Here is a 22345-nt window from a genome sequence, read left to right as displayed (position 1 = left end):
CTCTGATGCGGCTTCTGGCGGGACTGGTGCGCCCCTCGCAGGGGGCGGTTCTGCTGGCAGAGAAACCCTTGGCGCAGCTGACGCGCAGAGAGGTTGCCCAGCGGACCGCGATTGTTGAACAGCAGGCCGACACCGCGGAGCGCATCACCGCGCGCTCGGTGGTGGAACTGGGGCGGACACCCTGGCTGTCAGCCTTGAGACCCTGGAGCGGCGAAGACAGCCTGCATGTGGATAACGCGCTGAAGACAGTGGAAATGGAAGCTTTTGCCAGCCGCGAATGGACCACCTTGTCCGGCGGCGAGCGGCAGCGGCTGCACATCGCCCGCGCGCTTGCGCAGCGGCCCGGGCTGCTGCTGCTGGACGAGCCGACAAACCATCTGGATATTCACCATCAGCTGTCGATCCTGAACTGCATCCGGAACCTGAAGGTGACCACCGTGGTGGCGCTGCACGATCTGAACCAAGCGCTGACATGCGACCGGGTGGCGGTGCTGTCGGGCGGACGCCTGGTGGCGCTGGGCCCGCCGCAGCAGGCGTTGAACCCGGACACGGTTGCGGAGATCTTCGGGATCGCGGTCCGCTGGATCCGTGACGCGCAAGAGGCAGAGCCGTTCCTGTCCTTTCATCTGCGCTGACACCTGTGCAACCGGACACTCCCGCCCGTTGCCGGATGCCCTGACGGTCAGCCGGCGCCCGTTGGGCCCGGCGCCGCGCCGCAGCGCGGCGAACCGGTCAGCAATGCTGACCGGATGTTTCGCGCGCGAAACATTGGGTCAAAAGGGCTGACCTTCATGTGAACTGGCGGATGACGGCCCTTACGAAGCTCAGCCGCCGGGGAGCTCTGCAAGGATGTTGTTGCGCTGGATCTTTCCTGACGGCCCCTTGGGCAGATCCGGCAGGATGTGGATCTCGTCCGGCGATTTGAACCGGCCCAGCATGGAGCGGCAGATTCCGATCAGCTCCAGCGGCGTCAGGCTGGAGCCATCGCGGATCTTGACCGCGGCCAGTGAGCGGGCGCTGGCCTCGGCGGTGCAGCGCAGTTCGGGCCACGAATGGTCCGGCGCGCCATCTGGGAAGACAAAACCGGTGCCGCCGTCCCCGGCGCGTTTGTTCAGCCAGTCGCGAACAGTTCCCTTAGGCGGTTGCATCTTTCACCTGCCTCTGCCCAGTAAGCGGAAAAGATGCCGCTTAGTGCCGGTTCGCGGGGCGGGATTTCGCGCAGGATTTTGGTGGTTTGCACAAAGTGGCGCCAGTTGAGGTTGGTGCCGACCGAATTGCCGCCCCAGTTGCCGCAGCCCATCGACAGGGAAAACGGCATGCCATTGGTAAAGGCGCCGCCGATGGCCGCCGCATCGGCCAGGTCCGCGGTTTCGCCCATGATCACGGTCACATTGCCGGCGCCCACCGCCACCGCAGGAGTGCCGCAGGACTGAGTGCGGTGGACGGTGCGTGCGCGCGCCACGATCTGTTCCACCTCGGCGATGCCGGAGGCGAGTGCGTCCTGAGCGGTCATGTCTTACCTTGATTGATTGTCCGGGGCAGGGACGCTGCCCCGGAGAGTTTCGGCCAGGGCGCGCGGGATCAGAGCCCGGCCAGAGGTTCCTTGAGCGCCTGTTCGCGGGCGGCCCGCATCGCCTTGACCTCGTCGGGGGTCATGATGTGCATGGGTGAGCCGCCGGTCTGCATCTTCTTCTCTTCCCTTAGGGTTCCGATCCGCATTCCAGCGGTCAGAACAGAATTTCACGCGGTGTGTAGACGCTCAGCAAATGCGCAAAGAGACCGTACATGACCACAAAAAAGCAGGCGGTGGTCAGCGCGCGTTTTAACCCAGGTCCTGGTTTTGGAATGCGGCGCGGGGCAGTAAAGCGACAGCAGAATAATAAAGGCAATGGCGGTCGCGGTATAGAACCCCAGCGCCTTGGCGGCGCGGAAGACATAGATCAGCATCACCGCCAGTCCGGGCAGTATGTTCAGGAACATCGAGCGGGAAATACCCGAGCCGGCCTTGCTGAGACCAAGCACCGCCTTGCCGAAGGTCCAGCCTGCCAGCACCACAAAAACGGAGCCGATCAGGCGCAGGAACAGCAAGACCTCGGCAGGGGCTTGAGTATAGCTGATCCAGGCGACCCGGATGCCGGCCGCAAAAACCACGCCGGAGCCGAAGATGTGCTGAGACTGGTGCATGCCTGTGCCTCCTCTTTGGTGGTGCAGCGGCGGCTGCGGAGTTCCATCCAGGCCGAATAGGCGATGGAGGCCGCCCCCAAAAGGATCAGGCCCTGCACCGCCTCCAGATGGCAGGTGAAGGAGATCAGCAGCGCCACCGCCATTGCGGGGAAACCCCCGGGGCTGCCCCCAGGATCAGCCCGCCGACCGTGCCGCCCAGAAGCAGCAGGAAATGCCGGCGATGGCAATCTGGAATTATGCAGAGGATGCGGCGTGGCCTTGTACCGGGGCTGACAACAGGCAGACCGGCCGGGTGGCGGCGGAGCATCTGCTGACGCTGGGGCACCGCGACATCGGCCTGATCTTTCCCGTCACAGATGGCAATGACCGGGCGCGGCACCGGCTGTCGGAGGTTCTGGAAACCCATGAAGCTGCAGGCATCACCGTGCCGCAGGACAGAACATCCAAAGCGCCCTATAGCGTGGCGCAGGCCAAGCAGGCGGCCTTGGACCTGCTGGCCGGGCCGGCCTAGGCGGCTTTGTTCAGCCGGGCAGGCGGTTGGACAGGTCGCAGGCCCGGATAAAGGCGCAGCATTCCTCGGACAGCGCCGCAAAGCGGGAGCGGTCGCGCTGGTACAGGTAGACCTCGCGCCTGTCCGGCAGATCTGCAATCGGGCGGAAGGCCGTGGTTTCCGGCATGAAGCGGGCCACCGTCTGCGGCAGCACCGTGACCCATTTGCCGGTGCGCACCATGGTGATCAGCGAATGGGTGTTGTGGATTGTCACATCGGCACCGCTGCTGGCCTCGACAAAACGCTCATTGCGGATCAGATCGCACAGCGCATTGCGGACAAATCCGGCGCCGGTGACATCCGCGATGGAGGGCGGGCTGTCCTGCTGGACCAACGGGTGCCCGGCTGAGCAGACCAGGCCGAAGCGGTCCTCGAACAGCGGCACCGCCTTGACCCCGTTCAGCGGATGATAGCCTGAGGCGATGCCGATATCCGCCTTTCCTTCGGCCAGCGCGTCCAGCACCTGCTGGGTGTCGGTGTCGCGCAGTTCAACCTTTATGCCGGGATAACGGGTTGTCATGTGCTCCAGCACCGGCGGGAACACCAGCGCAGCCACCGACGGCACCGAGACGATGCGGATCAGACCGTGGAGCGCCTCCGCCGCCATCTCGATGCTCTGCACCGTTTGGTCAAACTGGCGCACCTGTTTCTGGGCCAGGTCAAAGACTTGCTCCCCCAGCGGCGACAGCTGGTTCTTGCGTTCGCCCTCGAACAGCTTCTTGCCCAGATGCTCCTCCATCTGTTTCAGCGTCATGGAAACAGCCGACTGGGTGCGGCCCAGCCGGTTGGCCGCTTCTGACAGGTTCCCGGTCTGCGCCACGGTGCAAAAGGCGCGCAGCATTTCGATTTTCAGCGCCACGACTTCAAGTTTTCTGTAGTTAAGTTCAGTTAATTGAGTTTGACTGATGCGAACCCGGAAGTCCATCCTGCCGTAAACCTGAAAATCAGCATCTGGGGCTTCTCCGTGACCAAACTGAACCTGATTGCCGGCGAATGGCTGGCTGGCGAAAGCGAAATCGAAAACCGCAACCCTTCGGATCTGAGCGATCTGGTCGGCATGTTTGCCCAGGCCAGCGCCGATCAGCTGGAGGCAACGCTGGACCAGGCACAGGTTGCGCAAGCCGAGTGGGCGGCTTACGGGCTGGAGCGCAAGCAGGCGGTTCTGATGAACATCGGCAACGAGCTGATGGCCCGCGCCGAGGAGCTGGGCACGCTCTTGTCGCGCGAGGAAGGCAAGCCGCTGGCCGAGGGCAAGGGCGAAGTGTTCCGCGCCGGCCAGTTCTTCACCTATTACGCCGCCGAATGCCTGCGCCAGATCGGTGAAAACGCCGACTCCGTGCGCCCCGACATCGAGGTGGACGTGCGCCGCGAGGCGGTTGGCGTGGTGGCGATCATCAGCCCCTGGAACTTCCCGACCGCAACCGCGTCCTGGAAAATCGCCCCGGCGCTTTGCTATGGTAACGCGGTGGTGTGGAAACCGGCCAACATCACCCCGGCCTCTGCCGTGGCGCTGACCGAGATCATCGCGCGTCAGGACATCCCCAAGGGCCTGTTCTCGCTGGTTATGGGTTCGGGCCGCTCGATCGGCCAGCGTCTGGTCGAAAGCCCCAAGGTGAACGCCATTTCCTTCACCGGCTCGGTGCCGGTGGGCAAGGGCATTGCGGCGGCGGCGATCCAGAACCTGACCAAGGTGCAGATGGAAATGGGTTCCAAGAACGCGCTGGCGGTGATGGACGACGCTGATCTGGATCTGGCGGTTTCGCTGGCGCTGGGCGGCGCCTTTGGCGGCACCGGTCAGAAATGCACCGCCTCCTCGCGGCTGGTGGTGCAGGACGCCATCCACGACGCCTTTGTTGAAAAACTGGTGGCCGGTGCACAGGCGATGAAAGTGGGCCACGCACTGGAAGAGGGCGTGCAGATGGGCCCGGTGGTCAGCGAGCAGCAGCTGAACGAGAACCTGGCCTATGCCGATCTGGGCAAATCCGAAGGCGCGGAACTTGCCTGCGGCGGCCAGCGTCTGGAGATGCCGCACGAGGGCTTTTACATGTCCCCCGGCGTGTTCCTGAACACTACCAACGCCATGCGGATCAACCGCGAGGAAATGTTTGCGCCGCTGACATCGGTGATCAAGGTCGGCAGCTATGACGAGGCGCTGAGCGTGGTGAACGACACCAACTTCGGCCTGACCTCGGGCATCGTCACCCCGAGCCTCGCCCGCGCCACCCACTTCCGCCGCAATGCGCGCACCGGTGTTGTCACCGTCAACCTGCCGACCGCAGGCACCGACTACCACGTGCCGTTCGGCGGCCGCGGCGACAGCTCCTATGGTCCGCGCGAGCAGGGCAAGGCGGCGGCTGAATTCTATACCACCGTCAAGACCGCCTACATCAGCGCCGGCAAGCCGGTCTGATGCAAAGGCCGAAGAACTTGGCAGCTATCGGCGCAAGCGCCGATAGCTGCACCCGTCCCGCCCCCACGGGCCGGGCGCAGTTCCGCGCAATTGGAGGGATAGAATGACCGGATACCGTATCGACTGCCTGCAATATGCCAACTGGTCGGAAAAGATTTTCCGCCAGCTGCGGACAGGCAATGTGGACGCGATCCATGTCACCATTGCCTATCACGAGAACTTCCGCGAGACGGTTCTGAACTTCGAGCAGTGGAACCGCTGGTTCGAGCAGTACCCGGACCTGATCATGAAGGGGCAGTGGGCCTCCGACATCGACAAGGCCCGCGAAACCGGACGCACCGCGGTGTTCTTCGGCTTCCAGAACCCCTCGCCGATGGAGGACGACATCGGGTTGGTGGAGATCCTGCACACCCTGGGTGCGCGTTTCATGCAGCTCAGCTATAACAACCAGTCGCTGCTGGCCACGGGGTGTTACGAGGCCGAGGACATGGGGCTGACCCGGATGGGCAAGCAGGTGATCAAAGAGATGAACCGCGTCGGCCTGGTGGTCGACATGAGCCATTCGGCCGACCGCTCCACCATTGAAGCGGCCGAGCTGTCCACCCGCCCGATCGCCATCACCCATGCCAACCCGCATGGCTGGTCGCCCGCCCTGCGCAACAAGAAGGACGATGTGATCCGCGCGGTGACCGGCCACGGCGGCATGCTGGGCTTCTCGGTCTATCCGCATCACCTGAAAGACAAGAGCGCCTGCACCCTGCAAAGCTTCTGCGAGATGATTGCCCGCACCGCCGACAAATACGGGGTGGGGCATCTCGGCATAGGCACCGACCTTTGCCAGGATCAGCCCGACAGCGTGGTTGAGTGGATGCGTGTCGGCCGCTGGAGCAAGGAAATCGACTACGGCGAGGGATCAGCCGCCGCGCCGGGCTTCCCGGAAATGCCGGGCTGGTTCAAGGACAACCGCGACTTCGGAAACATCGAACAGGGCCTTCGCGCGACGGGCATGAACGATGATGAGGTCAGCGGCATCATGGGCGGGAACTGGTACCGGTTCTTTGCCGAGAACTTTGGCCCCAAAGGATAACCTAAATGGAAACAACCGCGCAGACATCAATATCACTGCGGGACCCGGCTCAGGTCATGCGCCTGAGCCGTCTCGGCTCTTTGCACCAGTGCCGTCTCAGCTTTATGCGGATTCTGACACGGCGCATGGCCCGCGAAAACTGGAGCTTTTCGCGCCCCAGGTTCGATATTGATGAAAACGGCGTCGGCGTTGCGGTTTTCTCCGCCACCGGCCCTGCGCGGACCTATTCCCTGATCGCCTTTTCACACGATCTGCCGCCTGAAATGCGGTCGGATCGAGTGATTGCGACTGCCTGGGATGCCACTTTTGCCTTGTTCGATGGCGTCCCGGATGACGAAGATATCGAACGCCTTTCGAAAAATGTCCCTTATCAGGAAGCCGGCCGGGTCAGCGAACGCGAGATTTCGGTATCGCGGGCAAACCGGTCCGTGCGCCTGTGGGAACATGTGGTCAATGCCCTGTCCGAAGGCCGTCAGCCGGATGCCGGCCAGCTTGACGCCGTTGGCTATCTGATGCGGACCACTGCCGTTTATGGCTCGGGTAAACTGGGCGCCGCAGACCGCGAGATGATCGCAAAACGCCCGGAATTCCAGGTTCCCTTCCAGGCCGAGATGCTGTCGGTTTTCCTGACCCGCTGGTTCGTGCGCGATCTGGTGCAGCATATGGCCGGCCTGCGCGCCAAGGCGGCAGGGCGCACGGCGGCGCAGCTGGACCCGGAGCTGGCCCGTTCGCTGGGGATCGGCAATTCAACCGGATTGGGCATGGCGCCGTTCCTGCTGAACCACCCGGTCCTGTTCAACAACTGGATCGCCTCCCGCGAGGAAGCGATCCGGACTGTCCGCAGTCTCGACAGCGCGTCTGATGAGGACATCTCCCTGTTCCTGCAGCTTTTGCAGCGCAGCAAGAAGAATGTCGCCTTGTGGACGTCCGAGCATGAGATTCAGCTGCGCAAGCTTGCTGATTTGCGCAGTGACCTGGACAGGATCGACAGCTACCTTTCAGATCCGCAGGTGCTGACTGTCAGCCAGCCATGGGATCAGATGCACCGCTGGGCCGAGGAAACGCTGTCGCTGGAAGGCCAGGAATGGCTCGCGTCGCTGATGCTGGAGCCCTATGGCAGCCTGATCGACGGGTTGAGCGGCGGCATGGCGGCGGATAACACGCCGGCGTTCCGTATCTCGGGGGCGATGACCATTGAGGAACTGCGCGGGCTTCTGACGCGGGTCTATGAATGGGCCATTGGCATGGATTGGCAAAAGCCGGAAAACCGCGCCCGCGCCTGGTATGTGTCGGAAGAAAAGCTGGAGCCGCGCCTGGGCGAACGGTTTGAGGAGCCGGTGGAAGAATACGAGCAGCCGCTGGCCCCCGGCCGGGATGCTGCGGCGCTGTTCAACGCGCTGGCGCATTGGCAGGACGGCACCCGCGTCGCCGAGTTTCTGCTGCGCCACCCTGAGTACCGCCATACGGTACGCCGCGCCCAGATCGCGGGCTGCGCACCCTATGCCGAGATCCGCGACAACACGATCGCGCATGACGTGCTGCCGATTGACATGCTGCGCTGCAAGCTCGCCTTCTTCGGCGCCACGCAGTTTGATCCCCGCTCTGACCGCTGGGTCCGGATCTGCATGTACGGCAACGCGCCCTATCCGCAGGATCTTTCGCAGGAAAACGCGGATTTCTGGGTTTATCCCAGGCTCGAAGAGGGGGCGCCGGCATGAACCATTCGCTGAATGAAATCGAAGCGATGTGCAAACGCGCTGCCCGCGGCGCGGGCCTGTCCTGGGGCCTGGCCGAGGAAGCCGCCAAAGGCACACGCTGGCTGTCCGCCTTCGGCTTTCCGGGGGCGGAGCTGCTGGCCGCGCTGCTGGAGCTGAACGACCGGCTGCCGGCTGCCGATTTCGCCCCCTCGGCGCTGGCCGGCGTGTGGAGCGCGCCTTCGGGACGGATGAGCCCGCTGATCGCCGGCGCCGCCTTGAGCGATTGCGCGGTGCAGCTGATGGACGCGGGCCGGATCGAAATGGAGCGTGTCTGCGTGCCGCTGCTGCTGGTTCCCTTTGCGGCGGGGGCCGCTTTGCGGCTGAAAACGCCGGTTGCCGTGGAATGGGCCGGTGCCCGTTTGGCAACGGATGGCCGCCAGCTCTGCGCCCAGGGCGCCCCGGATGCCTATACCGCTATGCTGGCGGAGAAGGTGGCCTTTACTGCCCCTGCTGAAATGACAGAACGCCGGGAGCCGGTCTTGCGCGGCAGCGCCCCGGCCGCGGCCTGGGACCGCCTTGGCGTTCTTGCCCACCGCACTTATGCGCCCGCCACCGAAGCTTCGCGACTGCGCGGCGCAGGTGCCGGGCTGTCCGACAACGACTGAAAAGGCGCTGCTATGACCGAAACCAAAACCCTGACCCTTGCCGAGATCGAGGATCTGTCCTTCCGCGCCCTGGTGGCGGCCGGCACCTCCGAGGCCAACGCCCGGCCGCTGGCTGTTGCTACCGCGGCAACCGAAGCGGATGGCGTCGCCAGCCACGGCCTGGCCTATATCCCGATCTATGCCGAGCATGTTCAATGCGGCAAGGTGGACGGGCAGGCGGTTCCGGCACTGGCGCGCCCGCGTCCCGGTGTGGTGGCGGTGGATGCCGCCACCGGCTTTGCCCATTCCGCCATCGACCTGGGGTTCGAGGCGCTGAGGCCGGCGGCCCGCGAACAGGGTGCCGCAGTTCTGGCAGTCCGCAACAGCTATAACTGCGGCGTGCTGGGCTATCACACCGCCCGCCTGGCCCGCGCCGGGCTGGTGGGGCTGGGCTTCACCAACGCGCCGGCCTCGATTGCGCCTTCGGGCGGCGCCAGGCCGGTTGTCGGCACCAATCCGTTTTCGGTGGCGGTGCCGGGCGAAGATGGCGAGCCTGAGCTGCTGATCGATCAGAGCGCCAGCAGCATCGCCAAGAGCGAAGTGATGAAACACGCCCGCGAAGGCAAGGCGATCCCGCTGGGCTGGGCGCTGGACGCCGATGGCAACCCGACCACCGACCCGGATGCGGGCCTCAAGGGCTCGATGGCGCCGTCGGGCGGCTACAAGGGCGTTGGTGTCGCGCTGCTGACCGAAATCATGGCCGCCGCCCTGACCGGTGCGACCCTGGGTATCAACGCCTCGCCGTTTTCCGGCACCGCAGGCGGACCGCCCAAAACCGGCCAAATGTTCATCGCAATCGACCCGGTTGCCACCTCAAATGACAGTTTCCGTTCAGGAATGGTCGGAATCGTGGAAGCAGTGCGCGCGCAGACAGGCGCACATCTGCCGGGCGACGGGCGCCGCGGCAAGCGGCTCAAGGCCCGGACAGATGGCGTCGCGGTCAGCGTAGCAACGCTGAACAGGATCAAAGCCCTGCTGGGCTGACGCCAGACTCCGGCGGTTGCGCGAACCGCCGGAAAATCCGCACTTCGGTGCGGCACGTGCGAAACGGGAGGAAACGCATGTCAATTAAGCAACCGTTCACCGATCTGGAGATTAAGACCTCCGACGGTGGCTTTTATAAGGGGCACAGCCTTGAGATCGCCTTGCTCAGCAAGGGGATCATGGTCGCTCTGGTTCTCTGGGCACTGGTCTGGCCGGCAAACGCCACCGGCGTTCTGGGCAGCCTGAACTGGCGCATTCTGGAAGACTTCAACGCCTTCTATATCGTCATCGTCGGCTTCTTCGCCTTTTTCCTGTTTGTGGTCGCCGCATTGCCGCAAACCGGTAAGCGGATCATGGGGACGCCGGGCCAGGGCAAGGAGTTCTCGGACTTCTCCTGGTTCTCGATGATGTTCGGCGCCGGCCTGGGTGTCGGCCTGATGGTTTTCGCCACCGCCGAGCCGCTTGGCCTTTGGGGCTCGAACCCGGAAGTGCTGGCGCAGAACGTGGTTCCGAACACCGAAGAAGCCATTCAGTCCGGCTTCCGCTACACGTTCCTGCATTACGGATTCCATGCCTGGGCGATCTATGTGGTGACCGGCCTGTCGCTGGCCTATTACGCCTATACCCGCGACATGCCGCTGACCATCCGCACCGCGCTGACACCGCTGTTCGGCAAGCTGATGAACGGCTTCCTGGGCCATGTTGTTGACGTGCTGGGCGTGGTTGCCACCATCCTGGGTGTCTCCGTGACCATCGGCTTCGGTGTGTCGCAGTTTGTTGACGGCGTCTATGCCGTGACCGGCATGGAATGGATGATGGACATGACCGGCGACGCGCCGGCACCAAGCACTGTCGGCCTGCTGGCAGGTCTCTTTGCCATCATGGGCCTGTCGATCATCTCGGCTGTCTCCGGCGTTGGCCGCGGCGTGAAATACCTGTCGAACCTGAACCTGGTGCTGTCGATCGTCCTGCTGCTGACCTTCGTGGTGTTCGGCTCGTTCATGTTTGCCATGACCACCTATGCGACGGCCTTTGTGGATTACATCCTGCATTTCACATCGCTCAGCTTCGGTCCCTATGGCCCGCAGCCGGCAGCTGAGTTCGCGGCGGCATTGCCTGCCGAGGCAGCCCCGTATGCGGATGCATTGCGCGGCGGTGCGACCAACGCCTGGGGCTCTTTCGACGGCTTCAAGTCCGGCCTTGAAGGCGAAGCGGCGGCGCTGTCCGATGACGTTCTGTCGGCAGCCTATGCAGCGGGCGAACCGCAGCGTCAATTCGGCTGGCAGGCAGGCTGGACCACCTTCTACTGGGCCTGGTGGATTGCGTTCTCGCCCTTTGTCGGCCTGTTCCTGGCCCGCATTTCCCGCGGCCGTTCGGTGCGTGAATTCATCATCGGCTGCGTGTTCGCACCGGCGATGGTCTGCTTTGCCTGGATGGCCATCCTCGGCGGCACCGCCATCGACCTGGAACTGAACGGTGCGGCAGAAGGCGCAATCATCGGTGCCTCCAACACGGCCAAGCTGTTCGTGACCCTGCAGAGCATGATCGACGGCGGCCTGCTGTCGGGCATCACCATCATGTGCGTGGTGCTGATCATGACCTTCCTGGTCACCTCGGCTGACTCCGGCATCCTGGTGATGAACACCATCATGTCCGGCGGCGACCAGAACGTCGGCAACAAGCATAAGATCGTTTGGGGCCTGATCCTGACTGCTGTGATCGGCACGCTGCTGTTTGCTGGCAAGCAGAACAGCGGGGCCGACCCGATGGAAGCGCTGAAAAGCGCGATGATCATCGGCGCCCTGCCGTTCACCATGGTGATGGGCCTGATGTGTGTTTCGCTGGCCAAGGCGCTGTTCCGTGACGGTCAGCGTGAGAACGCTGGAGAGCGCGCACCTGCCGAGTAAAAACTTTAGCCGCCCAACAAGGTGGTAAAGGGGCCGGGGGGAGAAATCCCTCCGGCCCTTTTCAGTTCGTTCCGGGCGGGACGTAACGGGGATCCGCTTGTTGCTTGAACCACTCCAGCATCCGCGCCAGCGCGCTGCCGGTGGCACCGGGCACACGGTGCTGAAGGAAGTAACTGTGCGGCCGGTCCGAGACCACAGGCCCCAGCCGCAGCACCTCGCCGCAGGCCAGCGCGTGGTCGGCGATGCCGCTCCAGCCCAGCCCGATGCCTTCGCCGCGGCGCACCGACTGCAGCAGGAACGGGTAGGCGTCGAATTCTGCCGCCGTGCCGAACTGCGGCTGCGGCAGGCCGGCCTTGGCGAACCAGCCCTCCCAGGTCAAAAAACCGGAGCTGCCGGTGTCGAAGTGCAGAAACAGCTCCGGCGGAAGCTGCGTGATATCCGCCGCTGTCTCCGGATGGGCCTCCAGAAACCGGGGGCTGCAGACCGGGAAGGTTTCTGCCGCGATCAGCGGGAAATACGGCCGCTCCGGCATCCGCGCCGGGTCCCAGACCACCGCTGCATCCAAGCGGCTGAGGTCGATGTCACCCAATTGATCGGTGGTTACCACCCGCACCCGGCCGCCGCCCAAACAGGCGCGCAGGTCCGAATAACGCGGCATCAGCCATTGATCGGCAAAGCCGAAGGTGCAGGCCAGTGTCACCTCATCCGTGTCGGGGGCTGCCAGAATCTCGCTCCAGGCCTGATCCACATGGCCCAGCCCCAGCGCCACCGCATCGGCCAGCCGGGTCGCATTGGCGGTGGGGGTGATCCGGTTGTTGTTGCGCTCGAACAGCGGCTGGCGCAGCCGGTCCTCCAGCGTTGTGATATGGCGCGAGACCGCAGGCTGGCTCAGCCCCAGCTCAGCCGCCGCGCGCGAAAGGCTGGCATGGCGCACGGCCACCTCCAGCACCAGCAGGGCGTTCAGCGAACCGGACGTGGGGCGTATCGATCGTTCCATAGGAAATTGTTAGGGAGTGCATGCGTTTTTGGCCAGTGGATAAAGGCCGGAGCAAAGATAACCTGTGGCGGACAGAGATTCGAACGGTAACAGACAGAGACTACTCCCATGCCGCAGCGCCCCCTTTCCGATATCCGCGTTCTCGACTTCGGACACTATCTTGCCGGCCCTTTGACCGGCATGATGCTTGCCGATATGGGGGCTGAGGTGATCCGCATCACCCCGCCCGGCGGCACCGGATTTGACGGTCCGGCCTTCGACATGCTGTCACGGGGCAAGCAGGTGCTGGAGCTGGACCTGAAATCGGAGGAGGGCCGCGCCACCGCAATTGCGCTCGCCAAACGCGCCGATGCGGTGATCGAGAATTTCCGCCCCGGCGTCATGGACCGTCTCGGCCTGGGGCCGGAGGTGCTGCGGGCTGCCAATGATCAGCTGGTCTATCTGTCCCTGCCGGGCTTTGCCTCCACCGATGCGGACCTGGCGGACCTGCCGGCCTGGGAGGCAGTGATCGCCGCCTATACCGGCCAGTTCACCGACATGGGGCTGAACCGCCGCCTGATGGGCATCAACCCGTCGTTTTCGCCGCTGGCGCTGGCCTCGGCCTACGGCGCCAGCTTTGGCGCTATGTCGGTGCTGTTTGCCCTGAACGCGCGTGAACAGAACGGCGGCGACCATATCGAGGTGCCGCTGGCCGCCGCCCTGCTGGAAGGGCTGGTTTATAACTGCGAACAGATCGAGGACTATCCCGAACGCTACAAATCCCCGCGCGAGGTGGAGCTGGACCGCCGCACGGCCGAAGGGCTGCCGATGAACATGAAGTTTGAGGAATTGTCGGAGTTCCTCGACCCGTTCTACCGTACCTATACTTGCGCCGACGGGCGCGGGTTCTATGTGGTGGCCGGCTCGGTCGCCACCCACCCGCGGCGGGTGCTGGAGACTTTGGGTCTGAAGGATCTGGCCGACGAGCTGCCGGATTTCCCGGCTTACTTGGATACCAAGGACTGGCCCGCAGAATGGTCGATGCGCAATTACCCGGTGGGGCCGTCTGACCGCGCGCGGGTGTCTTCGGCAATGAAGGCCGCCTTCCTGACGAAGCCGTCGCATGAATGGGAAGAGCTGTTTGGCGCCGCCAAGGCACCTGCCACGGCACAGCGGTTCACCAGGGAATGGCTTTGTGACCCGCATGCGCTGGCCTCCGGGCTGATCCTGCAAGTGGCGGACGCAAAACACGGGCTTATGCAACAGATGGGCAATGTGGCCTGGCTGGCCGGTGACACCGGTGCGGTGCAGAAGGCCGGCGCAGCCACAGCTGATCTGGCGGCGCTGCTGGCGGAGCCTGTGCGCGGCAATGGCATCGGCGGGGCGGGCAAGGGGTGGCTCGACGGATTGAAGGTCGTCGATCTCACCAATGTGATTGCCGGGCCGACCATCGGCTCGACGCTTGCGCGGTTCGGCGCCGAGGTGACGCTGGTGCAGCCGGTGGAGCCGTCGGTCGATCCATGGAACACTGTTGTTTTCGGCATCCACGCGCAGCGCGGCAAGGAGAGCATCCTGCTGAACTTGCGCACCGACGAGGGGCAGGAGGCGCTGGCCAAGCTGATTGCCGGAGCTGACGTGATCACCATGAATGGCACGGACGGGCAGCGGGACAAGCTGGGCCTGTCTCCGGCGCGGCTGGCCGCAATCAACCCGCGCCTGATCCTGGTGCAGCTCGACGCCTTTGGCGGCCCCATGCGCGGGCCGAAATCGGATCACCTGGGCTATGACGACCTGGCGCAGGCGGCAACCGGCGTGATGCTGCGTTTTGGCGGCGGTATGGACACGCCCGAGGAGCACGCCCATTTCGGCACCATCGATGTTCTGACAGGTTTCTGCGCCTGCGTGGCGCTTGGCGGCGCGCTGCTGCGGCTGAAGCGGACCGGCAAGGGCGGGGTGGCACGGGCATCGCTGGCAGCGGCCGGCAACCTGATTCAGGCGCCGTTCATGTATGATTACGAGGGCAGGGCGCCCTTTGACGAGCCCTCCGGCCGCGCGGCGCTGGGCTGGGGGCCGTTCTATCACTGCTATCAGGCTGCGGACGGCTGGTTCTTCTTTGCTGCTCCAACTGACCGCGGCGCCGCATTGGCGCGGGTGGCAGAGCTGGCGGATTTGGCCGCGCTGCCGGAGGATCAGCTGCATGGCGCCTTGTCCGAACGCTTTGCCGCCCAGCCGCTGGCCTATTGGCGCGCAGCCTTTGCCGGAACCTCTGCCGCCGCAGTGCCGCTGTCGTCGCTGCACGAGACCCGCGACGCGGCGCTGCAGCTGGAAAGCGCCGGCAGCATCGATCTGAAGCAGGCGACCTTCCGGGTGATTCGCCATGACCGGCATCCGATGGGCCGCTGGTGCGATCTGGTGGCGCCGAATGCGGTGCGCCCGCACGCAGGCCGGATCACCATTCCGGGGCCTGCGCCGAAATACGGCGCGCACACCCGGGCCGTGCTGGCGCGGTTGGGATACAGGCCCGAACAAGCCGATGCGATGATTGCCTGCGGTGCCGCGGGGCAGGCGTGGTCGGAAAATTACCTGCCGGAATAGGCCCCGGAACCGCGGTCTTGCAGGGGATCGGGGGCCCGGGCCGGGCGCCCATTGTCCCTGCCGGAAATGCGGGGAAATGGAATTCCTCTGCCGCAAAAGGCGTAAAACGACCGGATTCTGGATTAATTTGTGAAACCGTAATATAGTGGCCTCTCATGCCAAATGAACCTGTGTGCCGGGCCAGCGGAAAAGTCCGGGCAGCGGGGAAAGGGGGCGGGATGCTGATTGCGGTCGTGCTTGTGCTGATCGTGGCGGGATCTGTTGCGTTCCACCTGTTAAGTCCGTGGTGGTGGACGCCGATCGCGTCGAATTGGGACTATATCGACGATACGCTGGTTATAACCTTCTGGATCACCGGCGCGGTGTTTGCCGCGGTGGTCCTGTTCATGGCCTATTGCGTCTGGAAATTCCGCCACCGGCCCGGGCACAAGGCGGAATTCGACCCGGAAAACAAGCGGCTGGAGCTGTGGCTGACCGGGGTGACCGCTGTGGGTGTGGCCGCGATGCTGGTGCCCGGGCTGTTTGTGTGGAAGCAGTTCGTAACCGTGCCCGAAGACGCCACTGAACTTGAAGTTTTCGGCCAGCAATGGAATTGGGCCTACCGGCTGCCCGGCGCTGACGGGGTGCTGGGCACCGCCGATGCGGAATGGGTGAACGGCGAAAACCCCTTGGGCGTCAATCCGCATGACCGTTTCGGCAAGGATGACCTCATCATCGAGGGCGGCGAGGTTTACCTGCCGGTCGGCAAACCGGTGAAACTGCTGCTGCGCTCGATTGATGTGCTGCACAATTTCTACGTGCCCGAGTTCCGCGCCAAGATGGACATGGTTCCGGGCATGGTCACCTACATCTGGCTCACCCCCACCCGAACCGGCGCGTTCGAAGTGCTTTGCGCCGAATACTGCGGCACGGCGCATCCCTTCATGCGCGGCTATGTGAGCGTTGTGGAGGAGGGGGAATATCAGGAGTGGCTGCAGGAGCAGCTGACTTTTGAAGAATACGCAAACACTGCGCAGGGCATGGAAACAACCCGCGTTGCGCAACGCCAATAGATGCCAAGGCCGAACAGGCCTGGATGGGTTGAGGGCGGGGGCAGACCGCGGCCGGAAGCAAAGCGCCCGCTTCGGTGTGCCGGAGGCAACCCTCCGGTTTGACGGGGCGGACGGGCGCGGCCCGGTGTGCCGCCGGATGGAACGATACAAGGATTGCACGGAATTGACCTGAACGCCCCGGGAGGACCGCAATGACCGACTACTTGCCTGAGCCAGACAGCAATCTGCCGCCGCGTGAAGTTGCCGATGTGATGCCGCCGCATGCGCACAGCTGGATCGGCAAGTACGTCTTTTCGCAGGATGCCAAATACATCGCCATCCAATACTCCGGCACCGCCATTGCAATCGGCATGGTGGCGCTGGTGCTGTCCTGGTTGATGCGGCTGCAGCTGGGTTTTCCCGGCGTGTTCGATTTCATCACGCCCGAGGCCTATTACCAGTTTGTCACCATGCACGGGATGATCATGGTGGTCTATCTGCTGACTGCGATCTTTCTAGGCGGGTTCGGCAACTACCTGATCCCTCTGATGGTCGGCGCGCGGGACATGGTGTTTCCCTTCGTCAATATGCTCAGCTACTGGATCTACCTGCTGGCGGTGCTGGTGCTGGTGGCCAGCTTCTTTGTCCCCGGCGGCCCCACCGGCGCGGGCTGGACGCTGTACCCGCCGCAGGCGGTGCTGTCCGGCACTCCGGGCGGGGCGCAGGGCGGCATCATCCTGATGCTGCTTTCGCTGATCCTGTTCATCATCGGCTTCACCATGGGCGGGCTGAACTATGCGGTCACCGTGCTGCAGGCCCGCACCCGCGGCATGACGATGATGCGGCTGCCGCTGACGGTCTGGGGGATCTTCACCGCAACCGTGATGGCGCTGCTGGCGTTTCCGGCGCTGTTTGTCGCCTGTGTCATGATGCTGTTCGACCGGCTTCTGGGCACGTCGTTTTTCATGCCGACGCTGGTGGAGCTGGGCGAAAAGCTCAGCTACGGCGGCGGCAGCCCGATCGCCTTTCAGCATCTGTTCTGGTTTTTCGGCCACCCCGAGGTTTACATCGTCGCGCTGCCCGCCTTTGGCATCGTCTCCGATCTGATTGCCGTGCATGCGCGCAAGACTGTGTTCGGCTACCGGATGATGGTCTGGGCGATCGTGATCATCGGGGCGCTCAGCTTTATCGTCTGGGCGCATCATATGTATGTCAGCGGCATGCACCCGTGGTTCGGTTTCTTCTTTGCCACCACCACGCTGATCATCGCCATTCCAACTGCGATCAAGGTCTACAACTGGGTGCTGACCCTGTGGAAGGGCGACATCCATCTGACCGTCCCGATGCTGTTTGCGCTGGGCTTTATCGTGACCTTCGTGAACGGCGGGCTGACGGGGCTGTTCCTGGGCAATGTGGTGGTTGATGTGCCGCTGTCGGACACGATGTTTGTGGTGGCCCATTTCCACATGGTGATGGGGGTGGCGCCGATCATGGTGATCTTCGGTGCGATCTATCACTGGTATCCGCTTATGACCGGCCGGCTGCTGAACCAGGCAATGGGGCAGATCCATTTCTGGGTCACCTTCATCGGCGCCTATGCAATCTTCTTTCCGATGCATTATGTCGGCCTTGTCGGCGTGCCGCGGCGCTATTTTGAGATCGGCGAGCCGGAGTTCCTCACCGCGCCGGTGGGGGGGCTGAATGCCTTCATCTCCTCCGCCGCGCTGATTGTCGGCGCGGTGCAGCTGCTGTTCCTGTTCAACATCCTGTGGAGCCTGCGCCACGGGCGCGTCTCTGGCGGCAACCCCTGGCGGGCGACCTCGCTGGAATGGCATACCCCTGAAACCCCGCCCAGGCATGGCAATTGGGACGAGCTGCCCAATGTCTACCGCTGGGCCTATGACTACAGCGTACCCGGCGCGGCCGAGGATTATGTTGCCCAGAATGATCCCTGGGTGCCGGATGGCGCGGGGCGGCGGCTGTGACGGTCATCCTTGCCTTCCTGGCGCTGGTGGCGCTGGCCGCGGGGCTATGGCTGTCGCAGCAGCACCTGGCCTCCAAGCCCTGGCTGGAAACCGGAATTGCGCCCTTGGCGGGCCATGGTCCGGGCCGGGCGCCGGGCATCATTTTCATCGCGGTCTTTGTAACGGTGATCGGCGGGCTGTTTGCCATGCTGGGCAGCGCCTTTGTCATGCAGATCGAAGAAACCCCGTGGGAGCTGGTGCCGCTGCCGGGCCGGGTCTGGCTGAACACTGCGCTGCTGCTGCTGGCCAGCCTGTGCCTGCAATTTGTGGTGATTGCTGCGCGGGCAGGCACGCAGCGCTGGCTGCGCGGCAGCCTGATTGCCGCCAGTATCGCCACAGTCGCCTTTCTGGCGGGTCAGGTGCAGGTGTGGATCACCTTGACCGATGGCGGCTACCCGCTGGATGGCACCCCGGCGGCGAGCTTCTTTTATCTGATCACCGGCTTGCACGGGCTGCACATGCTGGGCGGTATCATTGCGCTGGCGGTGATCTGCGCGCGCCATGCCGGGACCGGCAACGTCAGGGCGCTGCTGCCGGGAGTCCGGCTTTGCGCGCTTTACTGGCACGCGCTGCTGGCCTTCTGGCTGATGCTGTTTGCGCTGCTGCAGGGCTGGGGCAATGCGTTTCTGGCGCTGTGCCGCGCGGTTGTGAGTTGAGGAGGGAAACCGATGGAACACCCATTGCAAGGCCAGGACCAGACGCTGCAGCAGCAGGGCCATAGCGGCTTTGCCGCCGATTGGGGGTCGGACCAGCGCGCCTTCAAGAAGGTCTCCTGGGGCAAGGCGATGATGTGGATCCTGCTGCTTAGCGATACTTTCATATTCGCCTGCTTCCTTGTCGCCTATCTGAACGCCCGAAATTCCACCACCGTGGAGTGGCCCAACGCCAGCGAGGTGTTTGCGCTGCATATTGGCGGTGCGAACCTGCCGCTGATCCTGATTGCCATCATGACCTTTGTGCTGATCTCCTCCTCCGGCACCATGGCGATGGCGGTCAATTGCGCCTACCGCAAGGCGCGCAAGGCCACCGCCGTGCTGATGCTGGCCACCGCCGCGCTGGGGGCGGCCTTTGTCGGCATGCAGGCGTTTGAATGGTCCAAGCTGATCTCCGAAGGCGTGCGCCCCTGGGGCAACCCCTGGGGGGCCGAGCAATTCGGCGCCAGTTTCTTCATGATCACCGGCTTTCACGGCACCCATGTCACCATCGGGGTGGTCTTCCTGATCATCGTCGCCCGCCGGGTCTGGCGCGGCGATTTCGACCGCGACCAGCGCAGCTGGATGTCGGCAGGCAACGGCGATTACGAGGCGGTGGAGATCATGGGGCTTTACTGGCACTTCGTCGACCTGGTCTGGGTCTTCATCTTTGCATTCTTCTATCTGTGGTAGGGGGCAGCCATGACACATTCACCGCAAACCATCGAGGCCGGAGAGATGGCGCACGACGAAGGCCAGCAGCATCCCATCAAACTCTACTTCGTTGTCTGGGGGCTGCTGTTCGTCCTCAGCGCCGCCTCCTACTGGGTGGATTATGCCCAGCTGCAGGGGTTGCTGCGCTGGAGTCTGATCCTGATCTTCATGACGCTGAAGGCAGGGCTGATCATTGCCGTCTTCATGCATATGGCCTGGGAGCGTCTGGCGCTGATCTATGCAATCCTGCTGCCGCCGCTGGCGGTGATCGGGCTGCTGGCGATATTGATCATCGAGTCGGACTATACGGCTCAAACCCGGGTGATCGAATTCGGGCAGGGGGCGGTCCCTGCTGCAGAAGAGTAATTGAACCGCCCGGCCAAGCTCAGGCGCTGCCCTCCGTTCTGTGTTCAAGAGATGGCAACGAAAATGGCGCCCCGGTTTCCCGGAGCGCCTGATTTCCTAACCATGAACCGGCTTACGCAGCCAGATCAAACCGGTCCGCATTCATCACCTTGACCCAGGCCGCCACAAAGTCCTGCACAAAGGCGGCTTCGCCATCCGCCTGGGCATAAACCTCCGACAATGCCCGCAGCTGCGAGTTGGAGCCGAACACCAGATCGGCCCTGGTGCCGGTCCATTTCACCGCCCCGCTGGCGCGATCACGGCCTTCATAGGTGCCGTCCTCTGCCGGTTTCCACTCCACACCCATATCGACAATAGTGGTGAAGAAGTCGGTGCTGAGCACGCCGGCCCGGTCAGTGAACACGCCGTGCCCGGAGCCGCCGTGATTGGCACCCAGCACCCGCAGGCCGCCGATCAGCGCGGTCATTTCCGGCGCGCCAAGGGTCAGAAGCTGCGCCCGGTCCACCAGCATCTTCTCAGCCGGGACGCTATAGGCGGCCTTCTGGTAGTTGCGGAAACCATCGGCCTCCGGCTCCAGCACGGCAAAGCCCTCGGCGTCGGTCTGCTCCTGGGATGCGTCTGTACGGCCCGGTGTGAACGGCACCGAAACCGGGTGGCCTGCCGCTTTGGCAGCCTCCTCCACGCCGGCGCCGCCCGCCAGCACGATCAGATCCGCCATCGAGATCTTTTTGCCGCCGGCTGCGCTTGCGTTGAACTCGGACTGGACGCCTTCCAGGGTGTTCAGCACCTTGGCCAGCTGCTCCGGCTGGTTCACCTCCCAGTCCTTTTGCGGCGCCAGGCGGATGCGGCCGCCATTGGCCCCGCCGCGCTTGTCCGAGCTGCGGAAGGTCGAGGCCGAGGCCCAGGCGGTGGAGACCAGCTCAGCAACCGACAGCCCGGTTGCCAGGATATTCGCCTTCAGCTGCGAGGTATCCTGTTCGTCCACCAGCGCGTGATCCACCGGCGGCAGCGGATCCTGCCAGATCAGGTCTTCAGCGGGCACCTCGCTGCCCAGATAGCGCGATTTCGGCCCCATGTCGCGGTGGCACAGCTTGAACCAGGCCCGGGCAAAGGCGTCGGCGAATTTTTCCGGATTGGCGTGGAAACCGCGGGAGATCTTCTCATAGACCGGGTCCATGCGCAGTGACATGTCGGCGGTGGTCATCATCGGCGGGTGCGTCTTGCCGGGCTCATGGGCGTCGGCCACCATATGCTCGGGCTTCACGTCCTGCGCCTGCCACTGATTGGCGCCCGCCGGGCTTTTGACCAGCTTCCACTCATAGCCGAACAGCACGTCGAAATAGCCCATATCCCAGCTGGTGGGGTTCGGCTTCCAGGCGCCTTCGATGCCGCTGGTGGTGGTATCGGCCGCATTGCCCTTGCCGTGCGAGTTCAGCCAGCCAAGCCCCATGTGTTCGATATCCGCGCCTTCCGGCTCAACGCTGACCAGCTCGGGATCGCCGGCGCCATGCGCCTTGCCGAAGGTATGGCCGCCTGCAACCAGCGCCACGGTTTCCTCGTCGTTCATCCCCATGCGGGCAAAGGTCTCGCGCACATCCACGCCCGAGGCGATCGGGTCCGGATTGCCGTCAGGGCCTTCCGGGTTCACGTAGATCAGCCCCATCTGCACCGCCGCCAGCGGATTTTCCAGATCCCGCTCGCCGGAATAGCGGCTGTTCGGCTGATCGCTGGTCGCCAGCCATTCAGTTTCAGAGCCCCAGTAGACATCTTCCTCCGGCTCCCAAACGTCTTCGCGGCCGCCGCCAAAGCCGAACACCGGACCGCCCATTGATTCAATGGCGCAGTTGCCGGCCAGGATCATCAGATCCCCCCAGGAGATCTTGTTGCCGTATTTCTGCTTCACCGGCCACAGCAGGCGGCGGGCCTTGTCGAGGTTGCCATTGTCCGGCCAGCTGTTCAGCGGCGCAAAGCGCTGGTTGCCGGTGCCGCCGCCGCCGCGGCCATCGGCGCTGCGGTAGGTGCCGGCGCTGTGCCAGGCCATGCGGATGAACAGCGGCCCGTAATGGCCGTAATCTGCGGGCCACCAATCCTGGCTGTCGGTCATCAGCGCGAAAAGATCCTGTTTCACCGCCTTCAGATCCAGCTTCTGGAATTCCTCGGCGTAGTTGAAATCAGCCCCCATCGGGTTCGACTTGGGCGCATGCTGGTGCAGCACATTCAGATTCAGCAGGTTCGGCCACCAATGTTTGTTGTTGGTGCCGCCGGCTGCGGCTGCGCCGTGAAACACCGGGCATTTTCCTGCAGGTGTATTTCCGTCCATTTGTGTCTCCGATCGTGGCTTCAAATTGTTGAACTGCCTCGCGGCAGTAACGTTCCCGGATCGCTCCAGCAGCCGGCGCGCCGCCTGCAAATACATTTGGCGCC

Annotated in this window: 18 protein-coding genes and 3 pseudogenes; 14 read left to right on the top strand and 7 right to left on the bottom strand. The window is 63.9% G+C overall.

What is annotated here, in order from left to right; translation table 11 throughout:
• Positions 1-5: 5 nt before the first annotated feature.
• Positions 6-384: pseudogene (locus VOI29_RS24535) on the top strand (ABC transporter ATP-binding protein); the annotation flags it as partial.
• A gap of 440 nt (positions 385-824) precedes the next feature.
• Here the strand turns inward: VOI29_RS24535 and VOI29_RS24530 are convergent.
• The 4 genes and pseudogenes from VOI29_RS24530 to VOI29_RS02375 form a co-directional block, all read right to left on the bottom strand.
• The gene (locus VOI29_RS24530; RefSeq protein WP_416361471.1) at positions 825-1148 is read right to left on the bottom strand and encodes an AMP-binding enzyme; all 324 of its coding nucleotides are present in this window, start codon (positions 1146-1148) and stop codon (positions 825-827) included.
• Positions 1112-1357 (bottom strand): annotated as a pseudogene (locus tag VOI29_RS02385) (hypothetical protein); the annotation flags it as partial. The pseudogene VOI29_RS02385 and the gene VOI29_RS24530, both read right to left, overlap by 37 nt.
• 224 nt (positions 1358-1581) lie before the next feature.
• Positions 1582-1719: a hypothetical protein gene (locus VOI29_RS02380; RefSeq protein WP_323775843.1), complete on the bottom strand. Its 138-nt coding sequence runs from the start codon at positions 1717-1719 to the stop codon at positions 1582-1584.
• Between the two features lie 8 nt (positions 1720-1727).
• A pseudogene (locus VOI29_RS02375) lies at positions 1728-2184 on the bottom strand (tripartite tricarboxylate transporter TctB family protein).
• Positions 2185-2404: 220 nt separating this feature from the next.
• Between VOI29_RS02375 and VOI29_RS02365 the strand changes: the two are divergent.
• The gene (locus VOI29_RS02365; protein ID WP_323775845.1) at positions 2405-2695 is read left to right on the top strand and encodes a hypothetical protein; all 291 of its coding nucleotides are present in this window, start codon (positions 2405-2407) and stop codon (positions 2693-2695) included.
• Between the two features lie 10 nt (positions 2696-2705).
• Here the strand turns inward: VOI29_RS02365 and VOI29_RS02360 are convergent, their stop codons facing one another.
• Positions 2706-3593, bottom strand: a complete 888-nt coding sequence (locus VOI29_RS02360) for a LysR family transcriptional regulator (RefSeq protein WP_323775842.1) — start codon at positions 3591-3593, stop codon at positions 2706-2708.
• 105 nt (positions 3594-3698) lie between these two features.
• Here VOI29_RS02360 and VOI29_RS02355 point away from each other — a divergent pair, with 105 nt between their 5' ends.
• The 6 genes from VOI29_RS02355 (at position 3699) to VOI29_RS02330 (ending at position 11523) form a co-directional block, all read left to right on the top strand.
• Positions 3699-5144, top strand: coding sequence for an aldehyde dehydrogenase family protein (locus VOI29_RS02355; protein ID WP_323775841.1), 1446 nt, complete (start codon positions 3699-3701; stop codon positions 5142-5144).
• A 103-nt stretch (positions 5145-5247) separates the two neighbouring features.
• Positions 5248-6231: a membrane dipeptidase gene (locus tag VOI29_RS02350; protein ID WP_323775840.1), complete on the top strand. Its 984-nt coding sequence runs from the start codon at positions 5248-5250 to the stop codon at positions 6229-6231.
• 5 nt (positions 6232-6236) lie between these two features.
• On the top strand, positions 6237-7949 hold the full coding sequence (locus tag VOI29_RS02345) for a hypothetical protein (protein ID WP_323775839.1): 1713 nt from the start codon (positions 6237-6239) through the stop codon (positions 7947-7949).
• Positions 7946-8593, top strand: a complete 648-nt coding sequence (locus tag VOI29_RS02340; protein ID WP_323775838.1) for a DUF3726 domain-containing protein — start codon at positions 7946-7948, stop codon at positions 8591-8593. The genes VOI29_RS02345 and VOI29_RS02340 overlap by 4 nt, the downstream gene beginning before the upstream one ends.
• 12 nt (positions 8594-8605) lie before the next feature.
• Positions 8606-9616: an Ldh family oxidoreductase gene (locus VOI29_RS02335; protein WP_323775837.1), complete on the top strand. Its 1011-nt coding sequence runs from the start codon at positions 8606-8608 to the stop codon at positions 9614-9616.
• A 77-nt stretch (positions 9617-9693) separates the two neighbouring features.
• Entirely contained in the window at positions 9694-11523 is a 1830-nt protein-coding gene (locus VOI29_RS02330; protein WP_323775836.1) for a BCCT family transporter, read from the top strand.
• Positions 11524-11584: 61 nt separating this feature from the next.
• Here VOI29_RS02330 and VOI29_RS02325 read toward each other — a convergent pair whose 3' ends face one another.
• Positions 11585-12520 (bottom strand): LysR family transcriptional regulator, encoded by a 936-nt coding sequence (locus VOI29_RS02325; protein WP_323775835.1) that lies wholly within the window; start codon positions 12518-12520, stop codon positions 11585-11587.
• Positions 12521-12628: 108 nt separating this feature from the next.
• Between VOI29_RS02325 and VOI29_RS02320 the strand changes: the two genes are divergently transcribed.
• The 6 genes from VOI29_RS02320 (at position 12629) to VOI29_RS02295 (ending at position 19921) form a co-directional block, all read left to right on the top strand.
• Positions 12629-15094 carry a CoA transferase gene (locus VOI29_RS02320; RefSeq protein ID WP_323775834.1) on the top strand — a complete coding sequence of 822 codons (2466 nt, stop codon included), beginning with the start codon at positions 12629-12631 and terminating at the stop codon, positions 15092-15094.
• Between the two features lie 218 nt (positions 15095-15312).
• Positions 15313-16146 carry a cytochrome c oxidase subunit II gene (locus VOI29_RS02315; protein ID WP_323775833.1) on the top strand — a complete coding sequence of 278 codons (834 nt, stop codon included), beginning with the start codon at positions 15313-15315 and terminating at the stop codon, positions 16144-16146.
• Between the two features lie 191 nt (positions 16147-16337).
• Positions 16338-18110, top strand: coding sequence for a cytochrome c oxidase subunit I (locus VOI29_RS02310; RefSeq protein ID WP_323775832.1), 1773 nt, complete (start codon positions 16338-16340; stop codon positions 18108-18110).
• A complete protein-coding gene (locus tag VOI29_RS02305) occupies positions 18107-18805 on the top strand; it encodes a cytochrome c oxidase subunit 3 (RefSeq protein WP_323775831.1) in 699 nt (232 codons plus the stop codon). Before VOI29_RS02310 ends, VOI29_RS02305 begins: the two co-directional genes overlap by 4 nt.
• A 12-nt stretch (positions 18806-18817) precedes the next feature.
• Complete coding sequence (locus VOI29_RS02300; protein WP_323775830.1) at positions 18818-19534, top strand: heme-copper oxidase subunit III family protein; 717 nt, start codon at positions 18818-18820, stop codon at positions 19532-19534.
• 9 nt (positions 19535-19543) lie between these two features.
• Positions 19544-19921, top strand: a complete 378-nt coding sequence (locus tag VOI29_RS02295) for a cytochrome C oxidase subunit IV family protein (protein WP_323775829.1) — start codon at positions 19544-19546, stop codon at positions 19919-19921.
• 112 nt (positions 19922-20033) lie between these two features.
• Here VOI29_RS02295 and katG read toward each other — a convergent pair whose 3' ends face one another.
• A complete protein-coding gene (gene katG / locus VOI29_RS02290) occupies positions 20034-22241 on the bottom strand; it encodes a catalase/peroxidase HPI (protein ID WP_323775828.1) in 2208 nt (735 codons plus the stop codon).
• Positions 22242-22345: the final 104 nt, after the last annotated feature.

It is taken from the genome of Leisingera sp. (genome assembly GCF_034669605.1).
Classification (GTDB): domain Bacteria; phylum Pseudomonadota; class Alphaproteobacteria; order Rhodobacterales; family Rhodobacteraceae; genus Leisingera.
Note: the sequence above shows the minus strand (reverse complement) of the source record. Positions and strands in the feature narration are given on the sequence as shown.

Coding starts and splice junctions, on each gene's coding strand:
- VOI29_RS24530 (WP_416361471.1), bottom strand. CDS start 1,148: ATGCAACCGCCTAAGGGAACTGTTCGCGACTGGCTGAACAAACGCGCC.
- VOI29_RS02380 (WP_323775843.1), bottom strand. CDS start 1,719: ATGCGGATCGGAACCCTAAGGGAAGAGAAGAAGATGCAGACCGGCGGC.
- VOI29_RS02365 (WP_323775845.1), top strand. CDS start 2,405: ATGGCAATCTGGAATTATGCAGAGGATGCGGCGTGGCCTTGTACCGGG.
- VOI29_RS02350 (WP_323775840.1), top strand. CDS start 5,248: ATGACCGGATACCGTATCGACTGCCTGCAATATGCCAACTGGTCGGAA.
- VOI29_RS02345 (WP_323775839.1), top strand. CDS start 6,237: ATGGAAACAACCGCGCAGACATCAATATCACTGCGGGACCCGGCTCAG.
- VOI29_RS02340 (WP_323775838.1), top strand. CDS start 7,946: ATGAACCATTCGCTGAATGAAATCGAAGCGATGTGCAAACGCGCTGCC.
- VOI29_RS02335 (WP_323775837.1), top strand. CDS start 8,606: ATGACCGAAACCAAAACCCTGACCCTTGCCGAGATCGAGGATCTGTCC.
- VOI29_RS02330 (WP_323775836.1), top strand. CDS start 9,694: ATGTCAATTAAGCAACCGTTCACCGATCTGGAGATTAAGACCTCCGAC.
- VOI29_RS02325 (WP_323775835.1), bottom strand. CDS start 12,520: ATGGAACGATCGATACGCCCCACGTCCGGTTCGCTGAACGCCCTGCTG.
- VOI29_RS02320 (WP_323775834.1), top strand. CDS start 12,629: ATGCCGCAGCGCCCCCTTTCCGATATCCGCGTTCTCGACTTCGGACAC.
- VOI29_RS02315 (WP_323775833.1), top strand. CDS start 15,313: ATGCTGATTGCGGTCGTGCTTGTGCTGATCGTGGCGGGATCTGTTGCG.
- VOI29_RS02310 (WP_323775832.1), top strand. CDS start 16,338: ATGACCGACTACTTGCCTGAGCCAGACAGCAATCTGCCGCCGCGTGAA.
- VOI29_RS02300 (WP_323775830.1), top strand. CDS start 18,818: ATGGAACACCCATTGCAAGGCCAGGACCAGACGCTGCAGCAGCAGGGC.
- VOI29_RS02295 (WP_323775829.1), top strand. CDS start 19,544: ATGACACATTCACCGCAAACCATCGAGGCCGGAGAGATGGCGCACGAC.
- katG (WP_323775828.1), bottom strand. CDS start 22,241: ATGGACGGAAATACACCTGCAGGAAAATGCCCGGTGTTTCACGGCGCA.